The sequence below is a fragment of the Nostoc sp. genome, from assembly GCF_036917615.1.
Classification (GTDB): Bacteria; Cyanobacteriota; Cyanobacteriia; order Cyanobacteriales; family Nostocaceae; genus Nostoc.
The window spans coordinates 1-20,498 of the sequence record NZ_JBALCZ010000037.1 but is presented as its reverse complement, the minus strand read 5'-3'; the positions used below and the strand labels follow the sequence as shown (position 1 = coordinate 20,498).

The following is a 20,498-nucleotide window of genomic DNA, read 5'->3' as shown; positions in this document are numbered from 1 at the left end:
TTGTGACTATATTGGCTCAGAAATCTCCAAAGTCGTTAGCAATTCCTAAACTAACTGCCCAGGTTTCTCGGAGCAATTCACTCTCATCGTCTGCATCCTTAACTATTAAATAGACGCTACTAGGGGGATTAGCAGTAGTTACGGTCAACCTTAAGCTAATTTCTCGATCGCTCGGATGTGGGCTAGTGCTGCTTAAGTTTGCTCCTCGCACATCTGTTATCGGTGTATTAGTTTGGGGATCATAGAAAGCAACTGTAATTTGACGCGATCGCCATCTCCCCTCAACTGCATCACTTTGTACTAATGTCAACGTAAAACGATTATTCGTTACCCGCCGAACTCTGGCACTTACCTGTACCCTTACTTTCCGGGCTGGGCCTTCGTCTCCTTTAACCGCCCGTTGGTGATGATAGGTGATGACTGGTACGCATACTTCTTGGAGAGATGCCCCGCCGTGGACAAACTGCGCTCCTGCACCTTGGACGGCAAAGCGTAAACTACCACGAGGTACGATCGCAACTGTGCCATTTTCTGTATAGGGCAGGCTAAAGTGCAGTAAGGTTGAGTCATTCAACTGTTCTCGTGCTAGCAGGTAGCGGCGTTTGCTTTCCAGTACTGCTTCACCAGTTGGTAGGGGTCGCTTGTCTGCCTCTTGAATGGGGCAACGTTGGTATAAAAAACCGTGGTCTGCGGTGATGATAACGTTTGTACCATTGATAGAATTACAAATTTTCTTTACCAGCCGTAGCAGTTCGCTAATTGCTGTTCCGCAAGCTGATAGTACTTGACGTTCGCTGGATGCCTGATCGCCGACCGCATCAATGACGTTGTGATAAATGTAGATTAGGCGATAAGGTTGCACAGCAGCCCGTCCTTCGTCAGTATTCATCTCTAGCAGGTCTTTGGCACTAAGTACTGTAGCTTCTACTCGACTATTTTGGTTTAGTACCTTTTGCCTTGCTAATGCTCCTTTAGTACTAAGCCCATCCAGTCGGACATCATCATCACCTGGTATCAGTTCTAGTTTTGACCCTGGAAGAAGTGCTGCCATACCCAACCGTGTCACGCTGGGTAAAACTCCCAATTGTGCCTCTAGGCTGGTTTCACCCCGAACTTCTTTTTTAATTACTTCTTCGAGTTCGCTGGCGACTTCATAGCGCAAAGCATCGGAGATAATCACAAATACTTTTTCGCGATCGCTCCGTTCTAAAATTGGGAATACGTGCCTACCAAAAAATCTAGTTTGGGATGCTATACCCTCTAATTCCCAGTTGTTACTAAGGGCATCAGACCAAGCTTCTCCTAGACCATCTAAGAACCATTGGGTGTATAAATTTTCCACATCGTCAATTAAACCCTTGAGGATATCCCCTTGGGCATCATCGCTCTTGACGATAAAGTGGCGGTAAGCTTTGTCAAAGGAGTGTAAATCGCTGGCGTAGGCTTTGAAGAGAAGTGGGGCTGGCTGGCGGAATCCTTCTGGATACTGCTGCTTAAATTCCAACAAAGCGATCGCAGCTTCTAATGCTTGATAAATTTTCTCATACTGGGGGAACCAAATCAGGGTATGACGTGCCTGTAACCAAGTTCGCCAGGGTGTCAATTCCGTTATTTGTTGCCCCATTTGCATTTGCAGTGTTTTAACGCAGGTACGGATTAATACCTTATCCACCACCTCGAAACTGGCTGCTTCAAATAAAACTTCCGGCTCTAAATTCTCTATAGCGTCAAATATATGTAATTGTTCTGCTACCTCACTGCTGAGGATCTTCCAGCCTAGAGAATCCTGCTGGTCGCGCATCCACTGGTCGATAAAAGCATAAGCTCGTTGTCCAGGAGTGATAACTTGGTTTGCTAGCTGGGGCGGGATGGTATCGTGCAGAGATTTAGCAAAATGGGTGATTAGCAACTGCACGAATAACTTGTTTAAACTGGGATTTTGCTTATGAAAGTCCGTGTGTTCCTGGGCTACTTCCCAGAAAGCTTCAGGAGAGATAAAACGCTCAATATCAGACCAGAGGACGTTATCCGACTCTAATAAACCGTCCAGCAGTACCCGCCGAATCAGCGTCCCTGCATCGGGTACTTTTAAGCCTGCGAGGACGGAAAGCATAGCCAGGAGTAATCCCCGTTCGTCGCTGTCCGGGGAAATACCCATTGCTTGCAGGGCTTCTGTCCGTTTGCGGCTTTTAAAGAATTTATCATGTTCTCGGATGACAATTTCGAGGCGGCGCGATCGCAATCCTAAATCTGCATAGATGAGGGCGGCAGGGTCAGCAGAGAAGGTTAAACCGCTTTTTTGGATGTCTAGAAGCCAGTTTTCTTGGGGCGCAGGTTCGGGAAAGGGGGCGTACAGTAGAAAAGTTTGATTAGGTTGCTCGACTAGCAGGTGATATTTGACAGTAAAGGCAGTATCAGCGAGTTGGAGTTTTTCTACGCCTTCGAGTTGGAGTTCATTGAAACTGCTGGTAAATTGTTGTTCGGGGTCGTACCAAAACACCACCCTCCGTCCTGGGTGCAACCAACGGGCTGAATCTTGGAAGAGGGTTTCTAGGGTGTTTTGGATACGAGTGGTGTTCATTCTGTTGGCTTTTCTGTTTCGGCAATTTGCAATTGTTGCACCTGTTCAACTGTTAAACCAGTCACTTTTGCAACTACTTCGATAGACATCCCCTCTTTTAACATATTGATAGCAACACGTCGAATACCTTCGTCTCGACCTTCCGCTCGACCTTCGGCTAATAATGATTGATAAGTTACTGACTCACGCATAATATCTCTTTGCAGCAAACGCTGAATCACTTCTTCTTCTAATACTAGCCCAGCCAGGATAAATGCACATGTAGCAAGATTACTTTGAGTCCGTTTATCGGTGATATTGTCAATTAATGTTGCGACTTATTGTAAAGTATTAGTTTTACTATTTGTATTGCTTAAAACTGCAAATGGAAGTAAACCGGAAGTTTGCAAAAATATTTCTTTTGGTTGCTCCCATAGGCGAATTACTTGGAAGCGATGAGATGTTTCTTCAAGAGTAAATGTAGTTTGCCTAACGAGTTCTGAATCAGTTTTTTGTAAATAAATTACTACTTGAATCATCCGCTTGTGAGGAAAGCGACGATACACCCGCAAACGGTAGTCTGTCATCCGAAAAGGTATATTTTTATCTGGTTGAGTTTGAAACTCGATATGCAAGACTATTTCATCAGATTGCTGTAGGATGAGCGCATCGGCACGAATTGGTTCTAGGGATAGTTCTTTGGGACTTAATTCAGTTAGGGTTATTGGTTCACCTAACAACCAAGTGGCGAAGTCGCTGGGAAAGCTTTCGACAAGAAACTTACACAAATTATCAAACATGAAAATATTTTCTCAAAGAACGCTGTAATGTACGAAAGGAGGAAATTCAGCAATGGATAAGCTAGAAAAATATCGTAGTTTGATCAAGAAGATATTGACTGAATATTACGAAATGGTTAATACTAAATTTATCAGCTTTAGGGAAGTTGAAGCAAGCGATACCTACGGTAAGCTACGCTAACGCTTGGCTTTTGATGAAGAAAGAGATCAATATATTTGGTTTCGATTTGGCTGGGATGGCAAAAAGCAGATACAGCATATTATCATGTATTTCTGCATTAAGAACGGCAAAATTTGGGTGGAAGAAGATGCAACTAATTTATGCGTTGTTGATGATTTGTTATCAGCCGGAATACCCAAAAGCGATATTGTTTTAGGCTTCCATCATCCTAGTAAAAGAGGTTTCACAGAATTTGCTACAGCCTAAAGAGGCATGGTAAATAACTATGATTTATTGTTAATTACGAATTACGAATTACGAATTATTTCAACAGTTCCCTTTTCCACTGCGAGGCTTTTTCTAAGTCAGCAATTTTTAAATCTGCACCTTCATAAACTAAACCTTTGAAGCGCGTGTAGTTGTACGCTACACCATCATCAAGGTCAAGATTAATTCGCGCATCGGCTTGGGTTTGCAGCTTGGCTTGGTAATCTCTCAGTTCTAGCTGTTGGGCTTGCAGTTCTTTCAGGCGGTTTGTGGCAGCTTTTTTGGCGGCGCTAGAAGTGGTATTATCTAGCTGTTGTTGCGCCCTGGCAATTTCCCCATCTAGTTTGACTTGCAATTCCAAAACATAATCGGTGCGGATACGAGCAAGAGCATCTTCGCTGTAACGGTGTAAATATAGTAATGCGCCAAAAGCTCGTTTTTTTCCACTGGTAAACAGCCAGTAAATGGGGCGTTTTTTATAAGTTTGAATGTGATCAGAAATGAATTCTTGCAGAAAGTAGCGGCGGATGCGTTCTTGGGCGCTTTCGCCGTTTTTGAGGGTGAGGGCGTTGGCGATGAAGTTGAGGTTTTCGCTAAGGGTTTCGGGACTGTAGGCGATTCGCAGAAATTCTATGAAGCGGGTAACGATATCGTTATCAAAGTATGCTTGGTCTGTGATGGGAATAATTGCATCACTGCTGGCGCTTAAGGTTTGGTGTAGGGTGGGGTCAAAAGGTTGTCCGGCGTGGATGAGTCCGGGTTTGTCGAGGGAGTAGCGCCCCATGATACAGCCGACGGCGTAGGAGATGAGGGAACGGATATCTTTGTTTAAGTCGGCGCGGCGGATGGTGATTTGGTCGTCGGGTACTTCTGGGGTGAGTTCGTCTTGTAAGCCGTATGCTTCTATCCAGTAGCGGTTATTTTCTTCTTCGAGTTGTTGGAGTTCGCGGAAGGCGGTTTCTGATTTGCTTTGCCAAATGTTGAAGGCTTCGCTGAGGTGTTTGGTGTTGTGGCGTAATAGGGGGTGGGTTTGGAAGTCCCAGGAGGTTTCAAAGTTGTCCCAGTCGAATTTCGAGATATTAATACATTTATCACTTAAATTTTCAGCTACTTCTATATAACGTTCCCACTCTTTTATTATGGGAACCTTGGAAACTTGCCCAACCTCATAGTTAAGTGTAGATGCAAATTCAGCAAGGATAGGTTTAGAGAGTTTTGAATTTAGAATCCCTGCAATTATTTTAAGAGTTGCATTATTTTGAGCAAAAATTGAACATCCAGCAACATCATAAATAAATCCTTGTGGAAAGTAGCGTAAACAAAAACTACCCATAGTTACCTTAGACCAACTAATGCTTTCCTTAAAATAAGTATTAGTATTTTGAGGGCGAGAACGTAATTTGCCTCCTGTTTCAGTTCCAAATATTTTGATTTCAAACCCATTATTTTCCCAATTAACAACCCATTCTTGATTCCCATACCATTTTTTAAATTCTCCATCTTTATTATAGGGAAACCATCTTTCTTCAGATTTTTTCTGATTACTTATACCAAAATCAATATTTTGACAAGCTATTTCAAACCACCTACGTAAAAATCTCTCATTATTACCAGTTTGAAGCCCGACTACTGGATTAGCAATATTCCCAAGTGGTAGAGAATTTTCAAAAATATTTAATATTTTTTGAGTAGCCCAATAAGCGATCGCACTCCCCGGAATCTTTGCAAAATCAGCCGCCTTTGCATAGTACAGATATCCACAATTAGGATTTTTGATTGCTTCTAAAACCTTAATTGGTTGCAAATCAGCACCATAAAATTTATTAAGGTCAATAAAAGTTCCTTGATATTCAGGTAAAGCTTTATTCAACAGAGTAAAAGCACATATTGGTACAAATGCTGAATCAAAAAAAGCATGATATTCCGGTCTAATCAGGCTGGTTATTGTATTTTCACTTAATATACGTCTACGCAATTTCTTATAAGAACTTAAATACATCCAAGTAAATGGTGTCATGAAGCCAATGAATCCGTTTTGTAAACTCATATTTAAAAAACGCTCAATAAATATAGAGAAAGCATCTGACTTTGAATCAGGATAATTTTGATTAGCAAAACTTCTTAAAATATCATTTAAACTTTTACTTCCCATATAAGGTGGATTCGCAACCACAACCCAATACTTATTCCTCAACAACTCTGCCTGTAACAATAATGCTTGTAAAGCCGGAACACACTCCCGAAATAGCGAATCACTCGCCTCTAAATTATTTAATTGCCATTTCAACTTCTCACTATCAAACGCTGGCGGCGTAATCAAACTTCCCAAATTATCTGCATCCTTAAAAGCCTCAATTAACGGTTGCCAATCTTCAGTATTTAATTCTGTAGCAGGTGGTAAAGTCTGACTATGGGTAGGACGCACCGCCATAATATTTAAAGCCAGAGATTTCCGCAAAATCCGCGAATTCTTCGCCCGTGCTTTCATCAATACCGCAAAACTTGCCAACTGCGCTGCACGTTCATCAATATCTAAACCATACAAATTGTGCGTCAAAATTAGCGCCGGAATATCTGCGGCTGCAACCTTCGACTTTGCCCCAATCACCTCATCCTTGCGTTCTGAAATGTAGAACTGATACAGCCAACCCACTACTTCAATATTCTGCCAGTCCTCCTCTGGAATCTCCTTTACCAGCCGCCGTACAATTGAATCCTGATTCAAGAGATTTCCAGGTAAAAACAGCGCTTGGTAATTCTGGCGAGGGTCAAACAGTGCCGGAATTCCCTCTGCCAAAGCTTTACACTGAGCTAACAGCAGACGGCGGTAGAGAAACTCATCGGGATTAGGATCATGATTGGCAAAACTGCGCCACTCATTGAGAGTATCCAAGTCAAGTCCAGGTAAATCCCCCATTTCGGCAATAGAACTAGCATCCCGTAACAAATCAGGGTCTACCAAATTGGAGTCGCTACTACTCAACACCCGCCCGATATATCCATTCACCTCCATAAACCGCAACGCCGCCAAACGGTTAAACCAGGTATAGGCAATTTCATCTATCAGCGCATCTACCGCCTGGGGTTGGCTGGAAGTTAGCGTTAAGTCTTGCAGATGATTTCGCAGTTGTTCATACTGGTTTGCTTCTATTGCATTCAAAGTTTGACCTGCCACTAACAACCCACCTGTAACAGCTTGGGATTGTATGATGCTTTTGTCAGTAATCCCATACTGGGCGGCACGGGCTTTTACTTGTTCCCGTAAGTAGCGACGCGCCCAAATTGCGAAGTTTTTAATAGCGGTGCGGTTCATTGAGGTGATAGAGAATTGGTAGTTTTTCACATCAACCACCCCGCAATCAATTTTGGGGAAGTTAGTCCAAGTCAGTTTTAACGGACTAACACCTTGATAACCACCGCGTTTTAACTGAGTTTCAGGATTTAAGTTAATTTCCTACTTTTTTTACTACTATAAAGTAAGAAAAATATAATTACTATATAGTAATACCATGTCATCGGAAAAACTATCCATTTCCTTACCAGCATCTTTGATGCAGTTTATTGAGAATTACAAAGTGACAAAGGGGTGTAAATCTCGCTCCCAAGTCATTGAGTTAGCACTGGAGTTACTGCGGTATCAGGAATTAGAGCAAGCTTACCGCCAAGCTTCGGCGGAAGTTGACCCAGATTGGGATTTGACGGTAGGGGATGGGTTAACTAATGAAACGTGGTGAAATTTATTATGCTAATCTCAGTCCAGTAGTAGGGTCAGAAATGGATAAACGCCGACCTGTACTGATTGTCAGTAATGATGCGAATAACAGTGCGGCTAGTACGGTGACAATTTTACCGATTACCTCTAACGTCAGTCGTGTTTATCCTTTTGAGGTTTTATTGAATCCAGAGGAGAGTGGTTTATTTAAGCCTTCTAAGGTACAAGCGCAGCAGGTACGCACGATTTCAAAGCAGCGCATTTTAGGAGATGGGGTAGGTTGTTTGAATCAGGATTTGATGCAATTAGTTGATGCTGCTCTCAAGTTGCATTTAGGCTTGGGGTAGACAAAATAGGAGAGCCGCCCCGCCAGATTTATTCAAGACGGACGCGATGATTTTGGTGAATCTTATCCAGTAGAGTATTCCGCAAAGCCTCTAGATAAACATCAACATCTTGGGGTGTTTCCAGTAGCGGCTTAGTTGCAACTCTCGCTACCTGCACCGATACGATAGATTTGATAAACGTTGCTGTACTATAACTGCCATTGCTCGATTGACGCTCGATGATTTCATTGGCTTGCCGATCTACTTTTTCCAGCAATTGTGGGAGGATGTTTTCTAGTTCACTCTGACGTGCGATCGCAGAATCGATACTTGTTACCTGGTTAACTGAGGTGACAACTTTATCGATGTCTTGAATGATATTGCTGAGGTCAAGCTGTGCAGAAATGTCTTGGTGAGCGGAAGTCACATACTCAGTTAGTTTCTCCCGCATTGCCTTGCTTTTACTCTCTACCTGATAAATTTGAGTTTTTAGCGCTTCCTGCACCTTATCTTTGACAGGTAGGAGTAACATTGCTAATTCTGGAATCTTCGCAGTGGGGTCAGACATCGCCAAAATTTGCTTAACTAAATCCACCCGCCTGAGCAAATCTGGGTCACTAATATGGCGTAGTTCTGGTTCTAAAGTTTTCAGGTCATTATAAGCTTGCTGGAACAGCTTAATTTGTGTGCTGAAGAAGGATTGTAGCTTTTGCACATCTTCGATAAATTCTTCTATATCATCCCGTCGCTGACGAAATGTGTCGAAAAACTTAGCCGCACTGTCCTTGGTTAACAATTCAGCCAGCAAATCTAAGTTAGTACGCAGTAATTCAGCAAAGGGAAGCCCACCTTCTGCTTGGATTAACCAACCTTCTAGTTCTTGAGAGCGTTTTGTTAGAGCCTTTTTGTATTCTTCAAATAGCAACTGTGGATCGCTAGACATATTGCCATTGAGTAAGTCGCTGGCCATATCTTTGGCAATCTTCAAGTTTGCTGGGTTAATTTCATCGGTAAGGCGGACGGTATATTTATCTATTTCTTTGCGCGATCGCAACTGCATTACTAATCCTTTATGATGCAGATTAACGTTGCCTTGAGCGTGTCGCAGTTCTATTACACGCTTGTTAGCAAGTTCCGCCATTACCCCCAAAGTGTCGAATTCCGACCACCCATAAGGACGGACTGCAAACTTATCTATCAATGCCTTAATACTGACAAGGCGGCGAAGGCGGGTTTCTTCCATTAACCAAGCTCGCATTTCACTATGAGCAGCCACATTAACAGGCTGTCCGTTAATATCTTGTTCTTGACTTTCACGAGTTAGGGCATTGCTTACGTGATCTTCGTTTTCAAAACCACTAGCCACGTAACCGAGCTTTTGATACACATTACCTACCAAATAGCTCAAACCTTCATTCAGCAAGCTTTTAGTGTCTCGACTGCGAATTTCTAACTTGCTACCACAGGCAAATACATCAGCACGAGTAATCAAATCCTCTAGGATAACTTTCAATTCCTGACGGCGTTTGCTATTCTCGTCTCCCCGTGCAATTAAAATTCTCTGGATACTAGGACTGAGGTTGCTGCTATTTTTCAGACGCAAGTACTCGTCTGTTTTGATTAAAATATTGAGATCATCCAGTAGACGCTGGTTATCAGGCAATCTCACCAAAACTTCATAACGAGATCCCGTAGTGCCAATGCAGAAAGCATCATCCTGCATAGCCGTGTAACTTTCGGCATAAGGGGTAACAATATGCAAGGTTAGGTCGTTAGTTTGCTGCCCAAAAGTTTGTTCATCCAGCTTGCGGTTAAATGGATACTTATGACGCTGTCTGTATCGCAGTTCCTTGTCAGTAAAAATTGAATCCCAGACAAGCTGTTGCAATTCTTTGAGAACTTTGATTGAATCAACTTGAGTATTTTTGATTTCTCTGCCAATATCTTGCTCCTCATGGGTCAAGAAAATATATTCATCGCCATTACGCTGGATAAGAGTTTGACGTTACAACCGCCCCAAAGCTGCTTCTACCTGCTGCCGCAAAGCTAGTTTATCCTGGTCAATATTACTTAAGCTAAGAGTAGTTAAGTTATCCAAATTAGCCCGAATTTCTTTCAGATACTTGACCATGAATAGGGTCTTCAATAGGTCAATGTCAAAAGAATGTAGTTGCGGATTGCGACCTGCCTGAATAATAACTTGGTTGATCGAACTATCCAAAAAGCCTTCTACTGCCATGTAAAAGGTGTGAAACGGAACCAGCACACCAAGGGGTTCTCCGGCTACCGCTTGGGATGCAACCTGAAAAGCATCTAATAGCGATCGCTCTCCTGATGCCAGGTGCTTGCCAGCAGAACCCATGAGGCGAATTTGAGTAAAAACCTTTTGTAACAGATTAAACTGATAGGGAATAAAGGGATAGGCGGTAAAGAAATCTTGAGGATTGCCATATCCCGGCATATCGGCACTGTCCTGAGTAAAAGCAATTTGGTTTCTCAGAATAGCAATCTTCTGGCTATACAAAGCTTCCAACCCAGCCTGCGCCGCATCAGTTTTGCCCAGCAGACGTAACTTAATTACCTCATCGGTATTAGCAGAAGACAAATTCAGTGGGCGATAAAAACGACCAATAATCTTAGAAAAATCCTCGCCTTTAATCTTGTTTTTGGTAATCTCATCCATTGCCTCTTGGGATGTCACCACCACCCAAGCTTTTCCCAAACAGTAAGTACCTAAATCTTCCACAACAGTCTGTAGGTTCAGCATCAGTTTGCTGTCTTCACCGATATACTGTCCTACCTCATCCACCATAAAAATTAGGCGATGTTGCGGCCCTTTACTATCCAGATACTGCTTTACCATGCCAGCAAACTTTTCTGGACTCAGAGTATAATTTTGTTCGCTGAAATCCAGTAAGCGGTTAGCCGCTTCTGCACTCATACCCGTGCTAGTTTGTAATGCATTAGCGATCGCATCTTGATGAAAACCCCAAGCATCTCGGTTTTCCTTCCATTCCAAGCCACTCTCTGCCAAGAAAGCTTGTTGAAAAGCTGCATATTTACCTTGGCGATCTAGTTGACGTTCAAACTCAGCAATGGGAAGAACCGTCCCAAAGTACCCCAAATGCTCGTCAAATACCTTTTGAAAGACTTTGGTAATGCTTTCTTTATGGTTTTTATTATTGGCATCAGCTTTGGAGTCAATATTGAATAAAATCACATCGCAAGAACTATGTGCCGCCTGTGCTATCAAGGCTTGCAACATCGGGTCAGGTATGCGTTTTTCATCAAAGTAATCCAAGGCGCGGCTAGTTTCCAGTTGATGATTAGCCAATAGGTATGACAGAATCTTCAAAAAGTGAGATTTCCCTGAGCCAAAAAATCCAGAAATCCATACACCAATTTTATCCGTAGGATTGCTTAGGGCATTGGTGTAGCGTTCAAAAAATGTCCGAAAGTGCCTATCCAGTTCGTTGGTAACGACATACTCTTCCAATTCTTGACGAATATTTTCGTCGTCCTTCTGCCCAACTTTAATAACGCCATTGATATTACGGTGAATGTCCTTTTGGAAGAGTTCAGCGATATTCATAAGTGGTGTTGTTGGTGGGGAATCAGAGGGAAGGCCCGATAGTAGTTGTCATCCTTAAAGGTGTCGAATAGGCGTAGTTCATGCCCATCGTAAGAACCAGGGAAAAACATCACTAAGGGGATTTTGTCAAGTACTGGGTGTAGGTTGTTGAGAATACTATGCGATCGTAAAAGGGGCCAGCTAGCACCAACTCCAGTCATGATTACAAGCTGTTCATCACCCCTAAGTTTTTTTTGGATGTAGGCAATAACTTGGTCAGGTCGGACAAGGGGCGCAACGGTCTTAGCCAGGGCAGCATTTCCTTTAGTTGCTTCTAACTCAAGAGCTTTTTTGAGTACCCCTCTTTCTGACAATATGTCGAGAATAGTCTTGTAAAGGTCGATTTCCAGCAAAATAAGCTGCATCGGTGAACTCGTCAATTGCGGCTTCAGGCGATCGACGTAGCGCTGCACCAGTGGTTCATATTCAGCGTCATAATCAAAAATATAAAAGCCAATTTCGTTACCAATGCCGCGATTACTCAGCAGGCGTGCATCTTGCAGCTTTGGTAGCAGTGCATAAAGGCGCTGATTAATGGTCAATGTGGACATAAATTCCGCATTAACCCGCAGCTAAATTGGCTATATTCAAGTGCTTATTTATATACAAAGCAAATATATCCTCAATATTTTTATCAAGGATAATCGTTAAATGGCTACAAGCCGTATGTAAATTTACGGCTTTTGTTAGACAATTAATAAATTGTATTTTTCTAGATGTCAACAGGCTTGATCTGCTGTAGTTGAGTTTTGAGAGAGGTTTAGGCCTTTTCAGATTCTGGGTAAAGCGTAATGTTACTGAATCCCAAGTATCCTTATGCGATGTAATAGTACTTAATATTACTCGCTAAAGCGTTTGAGGTTTTGGTGTAAGACTTCGTGAATGCGATCGCTCCAAAAAGGAATTACAGTCTGCCCTTGACAAAGAGCTTCTAGCGCTGCCTCTTTATCAAATTCTGCTAATGTTAAATACTTTTGCTGAGAGGCGTTAGATATCAGCATCAGTCGCCTCATCTTTTTTTTAGACACAAATTCCTCAAACAGCCAAGGCTCTTTATCTTGCAACATAGCCAAAGCTTCCCGGCAAACTTCAAAGCTTAAGCCAACAGACAATAAATAATGCATCACAGTTAGCGTCAACAGGTCAGCTACGGAGTAGTAAACATTACGTCCCTTACCTGTAGTATTCACAGTTGGTATAACAACATCTTTATCTCGCCAATACTGTAATTGACGACGGGAACAATTAGTAATTTCAGCAGCTTCTGTGCTTGTGTAGAATTTTTCTTCCATAGAAATCATCCTACAGAAGCAATTTTTTAAATTTAAATTTTTTAAGAATACACAATGTATTTATATAGTATTTTATTTTTATGAGTCAGATTACTATCCAGTGCCGTCTTATTGCCAGTGAATCATGTGACTTTACCCATAACTTTGCCGCTACTGGAATCATAACTTTGCCGTCAACAACACTATAACCCTCATTCTAGCGTCAGCTAATTTTGGATGAAATTGACAGTTTGGAAGCATAACTTTGCCGCCAGTCCAAATTGGGAGGATAAGCTTGCCGTGAGTCCAATCAAGCACAGAAAGCAGGAAAGCGCCGGATTTTTTTAGAATGGAGCAGAAGCGGTTTATGCTGGTATGGGATAGAAACTTTCGGCTATCCATCTGTTCTGAGTAACTACTGGAGTATTAGAAGCTCCTCCTAACCACTGAGAACATTGCGAACAATAGCCTAAACTGGATTGCCAGCCTAACTAAAGTAGTTGGCGATGACAATGAGGACAATTTTGCACAAGAGGATGTTGATGTATTAAACAAGCTCTGACATCTTTAAATTTTTCTCAAAATTTCCATCTATGGCAGCCATATTAATTCAAAGTGAGGAATATGTAGACTTAACGTTTAAGCTAAGAGGCGCAACGATTCCTCTTGATAATGGTTATGTTATCTACAGTGCTTTGTCCAGTATTTGTCCTAGCCTTCACGAACTAAAGTCTATTGGGATTCATCCGATTGCTGGAATACCTACCAGGAACAATTTGCTTGAACTAACTGCTCAATCTCGTCTGAAAATTCGGATTTATCATCAACAAATTCCTTTAATTTATCCTTATTTAGCGGGTCAAGCCTTTCATATAGGCCAAAATTTTTATCAACTAGATATTCCTGACTACAAACCATTAATTTCTTCAGAAAGTGTCTATTCGAGATTAGTGATAATTAAAGGGTTCCAAGACTCTAATAATTTTATTGAAGCTGTTCAACGGCAACTGGATAATTTAGGAATAAAAGGAAAAATTGAACTTCTTACCCGACAAGATGGAACACCTCAACGAAGACAATTAACCATCAATAAAGAAGGGAAACAGTTTAAAATTAGAGGATTTGGCGTAAAAATCAGTGAACTCAATCCTGAAGATTCCCTAACCTTGCAAGAACAGGGCATTGGCGGGAAACGAAAGATGATGTGTGGAATATTTGTCCCAGCAACTCGCAGCAAGGAAGAAGAGGAAACCTAAACATGGTTGCTACCCAAACCAAAATTTCCCTATCTCTCGATGCTGCGGATACGACAATAATGCACCGTGTCGGTATGACGGGACTTTACATGACTTTAAAGCGATTAGAAAAGCAATATCCCTCATCTCCTCAACGCGGAGGACATATATCATGGGTTTTGACTGCTGATACTATTGAATTATTCTGGGAAGGAAGTGATTTCGTCGCCTTATCTTGGTTAATTAAGGAGTCTTTTCAAATAGATAATACAGGTTTAATTCATTTAGCAGGATTAGAGAATAATGCAATAGATTTAAGTCAGAAAGTCCATATTCATAAGGGAATGTGCGCTGTTTTTCTGCGTCATAATCAATTTTATCAGGCGGGAGAGATAGTTAATACTGAACTAAAGGCTGAAGAAAAAAAAGTTGAGTATCAATACAAATCTCTAACTTGGTACGCACATCAAACTTTTGCAGAGAAATTATGCGAGGCAGATACCCAACAACTCAGGCATGATTATCTTCGAATAACCAGTTGGTTATATTTAGGGGGAATTGTTCGTCATGCTCGGACGCAGAATACTACAAAAATAGAAGAAAAACCTGAATACGCCTTAGCATTATTATTTGTACCAGTAGTTTGTCATTATTGCTTACTTCATATACCATCAGAAGACTTAAAAGAAAGGAAACCCCATCGCTACTTGGTGGTGATTCCAGAAATAAAGGATTTTGAAGAGGCTTCTCAAAGGAGATGGGGATTACAGCAATTAGAAACTAAACAGTTTCATGTTAGTAGCCTTGGGGAAGCAGGATTACTTTATTACAGCTTAGACGATATTCAGCCTGAAGTGGGCTACTATCAAGCTTGTCAAGTTTGGTTATACGAAAAAACAAATAAAGCTTCTCGTCAACGGACATTGATAAGTATAGAGGAAATTAAAATTGATAAGAATATTTTAATCACTTATCAAGAGGTGCAAAAATACTTTAAAACTAATTATCAGATAATTAAATATAAGCAAATTTTTATTAAGGTCAATCCGATTCGCTCCCTGATTGCTGATAATTTAGTGAAAGGAATCCATTGGTGGTCTAATTTTTGGGAAAAATTGGTGATAGAGGATTCAAAAGGATATTTATTTAACCAGTTATTTTACAATCGAGAAGGATTCATCATAATGGCAGAGAATAGTGAAGAAGACAAGCGGTATATTATTTTTATTAAGGTATTTCAGCAAGCTATGAAGGGCAACTTTGCTAAAATGTATGCCAAAGCAAAGGAAGGAAAAGATCCTCCAATTAAAAAGAAAGTTGAACGATTAAGGGCAGAGCTAAACTATTGTTATGATGAGTTGTCATTCAAGGAATATTTGTCAGACTTTTTAGTAAGAGGGGGATTAAATAAGTATTTTAATGAGCATCAGGAAGAGATTGCACTACTAATTAAAAAATCACCTTGGCAAGAACTAAGAATTTGGTCATTGTTAGCGATCGCCAGTTATAAACCCAAAGATAAATCCACCAATAGTGATGATAATTCATTCCCAAACAATCAAAACTTAGAAGAAGTGAATGATGAGTCAGAAAAAGAATGACAATAATATCCCAAATTATTATCTTTACGGAACAGTCCTCACTCGTTATGGTTTAGCATCCTTAAATCATGACATTAGACGAGGAAATAAGACTATTCTGCAAAAAGGCTATTGGAATGGTAAAATTCATTCTTTTGTAGGTTCAAGTGCAATTCGTTGGGCGTTACGTTTTTATCTTCAAAAGCAAGGTTACTTAGTTAATCGAGTTTGGAATGAGGACGAACATATTAATCGGTTAACAAGTGAAGATTTCGATCCAGAACAATTTTATGATGATGATATTTTTGGATTTGCTTTATTAGAGTCTGCTGAGACAGAGGACGAGACTTCAACAACAAAGAGAAAAAAGAAACAAACAAAAGTCAGCACTCCTAATCAGCGAATAGGTGCTTTAGGGATGAATATGGCTATTTCGCTAACGCCTTATGATGGTGCAGTCAAATTAGGGACAAAAAGTGGCAGAGAAAAGGATAGCACATCTCTCCATTTTACAGAATATCATGCAACTAGATATCAATATTATTTTGGAATTGATGTCACTCATCTCAAAGATTTTTCGCGGATTTTACCTCTGATAGATGGGATTATGAATCTACCCAAGGTAGGAGGGAGTAGTAATATTTTTAATTATCCTTTCTGTCCCGATAGTTTGGTATTTCAATGGACAAATCATTTTGCTTCATATATTTCCTATTGCTTTGAATATTGCGATCCTAAGAGTAAGGAAGCAAAACTTTCACAAGAGTTTATAGATGAAGTGGAATGCGGACAGATTGACCCTAGTAAATTGTGGATTGGGGGAACAATTGTTAAGGAGTTACAGCAATTGGATAATTTTGAAAGTTCCCCTTTTAAGAAAGCGCATATTTATCGTAATCGAAATGAAATGATTGAAGCTTTGAAAACAGTCATTAAAAGAGATTTGGGCTTGGAAGAATCAAAATGATTGCACCATTAATTCTCTATTTGGATGTTCCATTTACGACTTTTCGGGAGTCCCATGCAAGGGAAATGGGAAAAACCTATCCTGTCCCTCCTCCAGCGACAGTGTATGGGATGTTGTTATCTTTGGTAGGGGAAACGAATGTCTATCGCCACTGTGGGGTAGAATTGGCGATCGCGATGTTATCTAGCCCCAAAAAGTCACAAATTTTGCGTCAAATGAGACGGTTTAAGAATGCTGATTTTAGCCATCCAGAGAATCTTATTCCCTGTTATCAAGAAATTTTGTCTAATCTGAAGTGCTTGATTTGGGTTCGTTCTGACGAGGAAAAGATACAACCAAGTTTAAGGGAGAGGATACAGTTGGCGTTTGACCATCCTGAGCTAGTAAGACGGTTTGGTTGTTTATTTTTGGGAGAAAGTGACCAGTTGATTAAAACGATCAAACTTGTCTCGCAAGATTATCTAGAGGGAGTGAGACAGTGGGCGATTAGAGATAATCGAGGCAGGTTAACCTTACCCTATTGGGTTGACCATGTGGGGTCAAGAAATACCCGATTTTTGAGGTATCGGATTGAGGAAATGTCAAGCTCACCACCTCCTGATTTGGCGTGGACGATGATTCAATCTCCAATTTGACAAGTATCTCTTATGGGAAAGGAAATTTAGGATCAAAGAATGGTAGGAAGGTTTACACGGTAAGGGATATGGTAATTGAGATAAGAAAAAAGGTGCTTGCCATTTTTGGGAAAGTTTATCGACACTGGGTTTGAGGGGCTGAAAGTAAGGGAAACTTTGGTAAGTTGTATGTTTTTGGTTTCTCGATCTGGAAAGTACTTGTAAGATTGGAAATGAACCTTCCTCAGTTAAGAGTTTTTAACTTTGCTGTGATTCGTGGCTTTATGCCGTTAGGCGTTGCTCAAGATAAATCCGATCCCGGATCGATTAACTGAGAAAGTGTGATTCGTGGCTTTATGCCGTTACGCGTTGCTCGTTCACCGCCGTAGTCTTACCTGAGCCGGTCGTTGAGCATCGCTCTTACTCGTGAAAAATGTTTCCCAGAGGCTGCCGATAAAGGCGATCGTGTGCTAGAAAGTTCAAAAATTCCAGTTATTACTCACTCTCTGCTTCAATACCATAATCTGCAAAAAAAGCAGAAATAGATATGTTCAGCGCCTGTGCAAGCTTTTCTATATTTTTTAGTGAAGGATTACGAGTCCCTGTTTCGATACTGGAAATGTAATTGCGATGAAGACCAGCCCTTTCAGCTAACTCTTCTTGAGAAAGGTCTAATTCTCGTCGTCGCCGTCTAATAGCTTTGCCAAAGCGATATTTAATATCTGGATCTTGGTTTTTTGCCTCACAGAACCATCGTGAGGGAGTGTAGACAATTAATCTATACACAATGAATTTAGTTTTGCACACTATATGTTAATTTTAAAATATTGGTGCAACGCTATCCGCAATAAATATGACGAATAAATTTCCTCAGATTCCGCTAGTAGCGATGCCAGAAGTAATTCCCAGCGAATTACCCCACCAGAGATTTCGTCTCGGTGAATGGGTGCGCTGGTTTCAAGTACCCAACGGTGATTATGGTCGCGTTATTGGAGTCATATATGCCCAACAAGCCAGTTGCATTGCCACTGGCTTACATTACTTGGTTCTTTTAGACGAGCGCAGTCCATCTCATGAAATTTGCACCTGCGACTTCGCTTTCGAGGAAGATATCGAACCCCTGGATAACTCATCCTTGGAAAGGCTTCAGGGCAATCATGTCTGAAGCTCAACAACATCAGCAGTTGCTAGAACTGCATAACCAAATGTTCATGTCCCCCCAAGACTTTAGCAATCGTTGGGGATTGGGTTACGAAGAATTAGCAAAAATCTGTCCCATCTCTAAATCGACAGCTTATCACTGGTTGGGTGGACAAGCCAGCCGCAGAGAAGCTGGATTACCTTACCAGAGAATTATGGCTGTGGCTGATTTCCTTTTCGCCAATGCCGAAGTAATTAGCCCTCTCTTGGAACAGTGGCATAATCCTCAACACCCGAATTAATCCTTCAGTTTTTGCAAATTGACAAAACTTTTCTCCATCACCTTGACTGACATAAAAAATAGGTAGTAGGGTGCAATTTATCGTCACCAGCCTACCCACTGTTCCATGAACCGCTCGACCAATGATTCCTATTACCTGCCCTCCAGTATTGAATTGACCCAAAGCCATGTCCTGATTCATCGCATGGCAATCCCTCTCAAAAATGCAATCAGCTATTTACAACAATTTCCCCAGTCAGAATGCGAGGATATTTGCCGGGATGCTTTTGAGTTAGGATTTCTTTGCTTGCAAACTGCTCAAACTCGTCATGGCAATGAATTAATTAAGCAGCAGATGGAATCTTTACTAATGGAGTTTCAGCAAGCAGTCAAAATAATTGCTGAGTCTTTCCAGCAGGAATTAATTAATCAAGTCGGGACAGACAATGGACAATTATTAGCTCCACTACAAAATCAAATTAATCTGACTTCAGCTGTCCTCACTGAAAAACTGAATAACGTTAGTACTTTGCTTACACACGAAATTGACCCCGCCAGAGAAACTTCTGTGGTTGGCCGCTTTCTCTCTTCATTACGTCAACTATTAGATGCTAAACGCTCTGATTCCATTCAAGGCGCATTTAAAGCAGCATTAATAAATGCCACTAAGGAAAATGGTACTCTGGCTGCGGCAGTTAAAAATGTGGTTTCTGAGTCTGTCAAACCATTAACCGAACAAGTGGAAAAACTGACCAGGGAAATTCGAGATCAACAGGTGACACAACAAGTACTTTCGCAGACAACTGCAAAAGGCATCAACTATGAAGAATCAGTTGTTGTCGAACTGCGAAATTGGTCAAAATTGAGTGGGGTAGAGGTGGAGCATATTGGTCGTGATGGAGACACTGGCGATATTCTGGTAAAGTTCACCAGTAAATCGTTAGCTGTAATTGAACTGTCAATAGTGATTGAAGCTAGGAAACGACCCTCAAAACCTTTTGGTCGCCAAGCAATCACTCAACATTTACAGTCAGCAATGATGCGGCGTTCTGCAAATTCGGCAATATTTTTAAGTTATTCTCGCGAGGGATTAGCCCAGGAAATCGGTGATTGGGCAGAGGGAGTTTCTGAGTCCGGTTATTGGATTGCCACAACTCATCCATTTTTAATCATTGCTATCCGCTTTTTAGTGATCCAGCAAAGGTTAAATAAATTGCGTAGCTTTGAATCAGAACTGGATGTGACTGCTGTTGAACAACAGATTCAGCAAATCCGCACAGCTTTGGGACGAATCAGAACTATCAAAAAATCTCTGACGGAAGTTGGGAAGGGTGTGTCTGTGATTAAAGCTGAGGCAGATGCACTAAGTACAGATATTCAATCAGCACTGAAATCAATTGAGCAAGCCCTGAGTTTTGTTCCAAGTGAAAGTACTGGCTAACAGTTTAGCTAGCATACTCCTGCAATATTTCTCACCCAATAACGCACCCAGGATTTTTTAATTCAGCTTTCACAAAAATTGATGGCGCGATCGCATATCAGATCGAAATAGCTATAGCCATGCTCATCTTTGCCAGCCTTACCGCCAGTGCCATAGAAGGATTTTTCCAGAGCATTAATAATTCTAGGACTTACGCACTGTACAAACGAATCATCTTGTGTGTTAGTCTATACGTTGCTTAGACACCACTTCTTGGCGGTGCTAGCGATCGCCCAGTACCAGAGATAAATGACGAACGGACAAAACGGACAAAAGAAAAAATTAGAAACTCAGCTTTGGAATATTGCCGATTCGCTACGGGGCAAGATGAATGCTGATGAGTTTCGGGATTACTGCTTAGGGTTTATTTTCTATAAGTACTTACTGGAGTTTAGACTAAGCCATGCAAAAAGACCCAGCAGGGCTGAGTGAATCAGAGACTTAGCAAAAGTATGAACAATCTTTGATATTAAAC

At 41.2% G+C, this 20,498-nt stretch carries 17 protein-coding genes and 2 pseudogenes; 12 read left to right on the top strand and 7 right to left on the bottom strand.

The window, feature by feature from the left end:
• Positions 1-16 precede the first annotated feature (16 nt).
• A complete protein-coding gene (gene pglZ / locus V7K85_RS13675) occupies positions 17-2,581 on the bottom strand; it encodes a BREX-1 system phosphatase PglZ type A (protein WP_334814196.1) in 2,565 nt (854 codons plus the stop codon).
• Positions 2,578-3,360 (bottom strand): annotated as a pseudogene (locus V7K85_RS13670) (Rpn family recombination-promoting nuclease/putative transposase). Before V7K85_RS13670 ends, pglZ begins: the two are co-directional and overlap by 4 nt.
• A gap of 52 nt (positions 3,361-3,412) precedes the next feature.
• On the opposite strand from V7K85_RS13670, the gene V7K85_RS13665 reads away from it, so the two are divergent.
• On the top strand, positions 3,413-3,541 hold the full coding sequence (locus tag V7K85_RS13665) for a hypothetical protein (RefSeq protein WP_334814195.1): 129 nt from the start codon (positions 3,413-3,415) through the stop codon (positions 3,539-3,541).
• Positions 3,542-3,544: 3 nt separating this feature from the next.
• Positions 3,545-3,787, top strand: coding sequence for a XisI protein (locus tag V7K85_RS13660; RefSeq protein ID WP_334814194.1), 243 nt, complete (start codon positions 3,545-3,547; stop codon positions 3,785-3,787).
• Between the two features lie 55 nt (positions 3,788-3,842).
• Here the strand turns inward: V7K85_RS13660 and pglX are convergent, their stop codons facing one another.
• Entirely contained in the window at positions 3,843-7,130 is a 3,288-nt protein-coding gene (gene pglX, locus V7K85_RS13655; protein ID WP_334814193.1) for a BREX-1 system adenine-specific DNA-methyltransferase PglX, read from the bottom strand.
• 166 nt (positions 7,131-7,296) lie between these two features.
• Here pglX and V7K85_RS13650 point away from each other — a divergent pair, with 166 nt between their 5' ends.
• Together V7K85_RS13650 and V7K85_RS13645 are read left to right on the top strand one after the other, a co-directional pair.
• Positions 7,297-7,521: a ribbon-helix-helix domain-containing protein gene (locus V7K85_RS13650; protein ID WP_334814192.1), complete on the top strand. Its 225-nt coding sequence runs from the start codon at positions 7,297-7,299 to the stop codon at positions 7,519-7,521.
• Positions 7,508-7,846: a type II toxin-antitoxin system PemK/MazF family toxin gene (locus V7K85_RS13645; RefSeq protein ID WP_334814191.1), complete on the top strand. Its 339-nt coding sequence runs from the start codon at positions 7,508-7,510 to the stop codon at positions 7,844-7,846. The genes V7K85_RS13650 and V7K85_RS13645 overlap by 14 nt, the downstream gene beginning before the upstream one ends.
• A gap of 28 nt (positions 7,847-7,874) precedes the next feature.
• On the opposite strand, the pseudogene brxC reads toward V7K85_RS13645, so the two are convergent.
• From brxC to V7K85_RS13630, 3 genes and pseudogenes are all read right to left on the bottom strand, one after another.
• Positions 7,875-11,417: pseudogene (gene brxC / locus V7K85_RS13640) on the bottom strand (BREX system P-loop protein BrxC).
• Positions 11,414-12,007 (bottom strand): DUF1788 domain-containing protein, encoded by a 594-nt coding sequence (locus V7K85_RS13635; RefSeq protein ID WP_334814190.1) that lies wholly within the window; start codon positions 12,005-12,007, stop codon positions 11,414-11,416. Before V7K85_RS13635 ends, brxC begins: the two are co-directional and overlap by 4 nt.
• A gap of 288 nt (positions 12,008-12,295) precedes the next feature.
• Positions 12,296-12,748, bottom strand: a complete 453-nt coding sequence (locus V7K85_RS13630; protein ID WP_334814189.1) for a MerR family transcriptional regulator — start codon at positions 12,746-12,748, stop codon at positions 12,296-12,298.
• 572 nt (positions 12,749-13,320) lie between these two features.
• Here V7K85_RS13630 and cas6 point away from each other — a divergent pair.
• From cas6 to cas5, 4 genes are read left to right on the top strand one after another with little or no spacing between them, the layout of a single operon-like run.
• Entirely contained in the window at positions 13,321-13,983 is a 663-nt protein-coding gene (gene cas6, locus V7K85_RS13625) for a type I-MYXAN CRISPR-associated protein Cas6/Cmx6 (RefSeq protein WP_334814188.1), read from the top strand.
• Positions 13,984-13,985: 2 nt separating this feature from the next.
• The gene (gene cas8a1 / locus V7K85_RS13620; RefSeq protein WP_334814187.1) at positions 13,986-15,563 is read left to right on the top strand and encodes a type I-MYXAN CRISPR-associated Cas8a1/Cmx1; all 1,578 of its coding nucleotides are present in this window, start codon (positions 13,986-13,988) and stop codon (positions 15,561-15,563) included.
• Positions 15,541-16,509 carry a CRISPR-associated protein gene (locus V7K85_RS13615; RefSeq protein WP_334814186.1) on the top strand — a complete coding sequence of 323 codons (969 nt, stop codon included), beginning with the start codon at positions 15,541-15,543 and terminating at the stop codon, positions 16,507-16,509. Before cas8a1 ends, V7K85_RS13615 begins: the two co-directional genes overlap by 23 nt.
• On the top strand, positions 16,506-17,144 hold the full coding sequence (cas5, locus tag V7K85_RS13610; protein WP_334814185.1) for a type I-MYXAN CRISPR-associated protein Cas5/Cmx5/DevS: 639 nt from the start codon (positions 16,506-16,508) through the stop codon (positions 17,142-17,144). The genes V7K85_RS13615 and cas5 overlap by 4 nt, the downstream gene beginning before the upstream one ends.
• A gap of 474 nt (positions 17,145-17,618) precedes the next feature.
• Here cas5 and V7K85_RS13605 read toward each other — a convergent pair whose 3' ends face one another.
• Entirely contained in the window at positions 17,619-17,909 is a 291-nt protein-coding gene (locus V7K85_RS13605; RefSeq protein WP_442940583.1) for a helix-turn-helix domain-containing protein, read from the bottom strand.
• Positions 17,910-17,976: 67 nt separating this feature from the next.
• Here V7K85_RS13605 and V7K85_RS13600 point away from each other — a divergent pair, with 67 nt between their 5' ends.
• The 4 genes from V7K85_RS13600 to V7K85_RS13585 all read left to right on the top strand — a co-directional run bounded on the left by V7K85_RS13600 (position 17,977) and on the right by V7K85_RS13585 (position 20,455).
• On the top strand, positions 17,977-18,288 hold the full coding sequence (locus tag V7K85_RS13600) for a hypothetical protein (protein ID WP_334814184.1): 312 nt from the start codon (positions 17,977-17,979) through the stop codon (positions 18,286-18,288).
• Positions 18,281-18,565, top strand: a complete 285-nt coding sequence (locus V7K85_RS13595; RefSeq protein WP_334814183.1) for a helix-turn-helix domain-containing protein — start codon at positions 18,281-18,283, stop codon at positions 18,563-18,565. The genes V7K85_RS13600 and V7K85_RS13595 overlap by 8 nt, the downstream gene beginning before the upstream one ends.
• A 105-nt stretch (positions 18,566-18,670) precedes the next feature.
• Positions 18,671-19,984 (top strand): hypothetical protein, encoded by a 1,314-nt coding sequence (locus tag V7K85_RS13590; protein ID WP_334814182.1) that lies wholly within the window; start codon positions 18,671-18,673, stop codon positions 19,982-19,984.
• 288 nt (positions 19,985-20,272) lie between these two features.
• Positions 20,273-20,455, top strand: a complete 183-nt coding sequence (locus V7K85_RS13585) for a type I restriction-modification system subunit M N-terminal domain-containing protein (protein WP_334814181.1) — start codon at positions 20,273-20,275, stop codon at positions 20,453-20,455.
• The last annotated feature ends 43 nt before the right edge of the window (positions 20,456-20,498 follow it).

Coding starts and splice junctions, on each gene's coding strand:
- V7K85_RS13590 (WP_334814182.1), top strand. CDS start 18,671: ATGAACCGCTCGACCAATGATTCCTATTACCTGCCCTCCAGTATTGAA.
- V7K85_RS13635 (WP_334814190.1), bottom strand. CDS start 12,007: ATGTCCACATTGACCATTAATCAGCGCCTTTATGCACTGCTACCAAAG.
- cas6 (WP_334814188.1), top strand. CDS start 13,321: ATGGCAGCCATATTAATTCAAAGTGAGGAATATGTAGACTTAACGTTT.
- cas8a1 (WP_334814187.1), top strand. CDS start 13,986: ATGGTTGCTACCCAAACCAAAATTTCCCTATCTCTCGATGCTGCGGAT.
- V7K85_RS13595 (WP_334814183.1), top strand. CDS start 18,281: ATGTCTGAAGCTCAACAACATCAGCAGTTGCTAGAACTGCATAACCAA.
- V7K85_RS13585 (WP_334814181.1), top strand. CDS start 20,273: ATGACGAACGGACAAAACGGACAAAAGAAAAAATTAGAAACTCAGCTT.
- V7K85_RS13630 (WP_334814189.1), bottom strand. CDS start 12,748: ATGGAAGAAAAATTCTACACAAGCACAGAAGCTGCTGAAATTACTAAT.
- V7K85_RS13665 (WP_334814195.1), top strand. CDS start 3,413: ATGGATAAGCTAGAAAAATATCGTAGTTTGATCAAGAAGATATTGACT.
- pglZ (WP_334814196.1), bottom strand. CDS start 2,581: ATGAACACCACTCGTATCCAAAACACCCTAGAAACCCTCTTCCAAGAT.
- cas5 (WP_334814185.1), top strand. CDS start 16,506: ATGATTGCACCATTAATTCTCTATTTGGATGTTCCATTTACGACTTTT.
- V7K85_RS13615 (WP_334814186.1), top strand. CDS start 15,541: ATGATGAGTCAGAAAAAGAATGACAATAATATCCCAAATTATTATCTT.
- V7K85_RS13645 (WP_334814191.1), top strand. CDS start 7,508: ATGAAACGTGGTGAAATTTATTATGCTAATCTCAGTCCAGTAGTAGGG.
- V7K85_RS13600 (WP_334814184.1), top strand. CDS start 17,977: ATGACGAATAAATTTCCTCAGATTCCGCTAGTAGCGATGCCAGAAGTA.
- V7K85_RS13650 (WP_334814192.1), top strand. CDS start 7,297: ATGTCATCGGAAAAACTATCCATTTCCTTACCAGCATCTTTGATGCAG.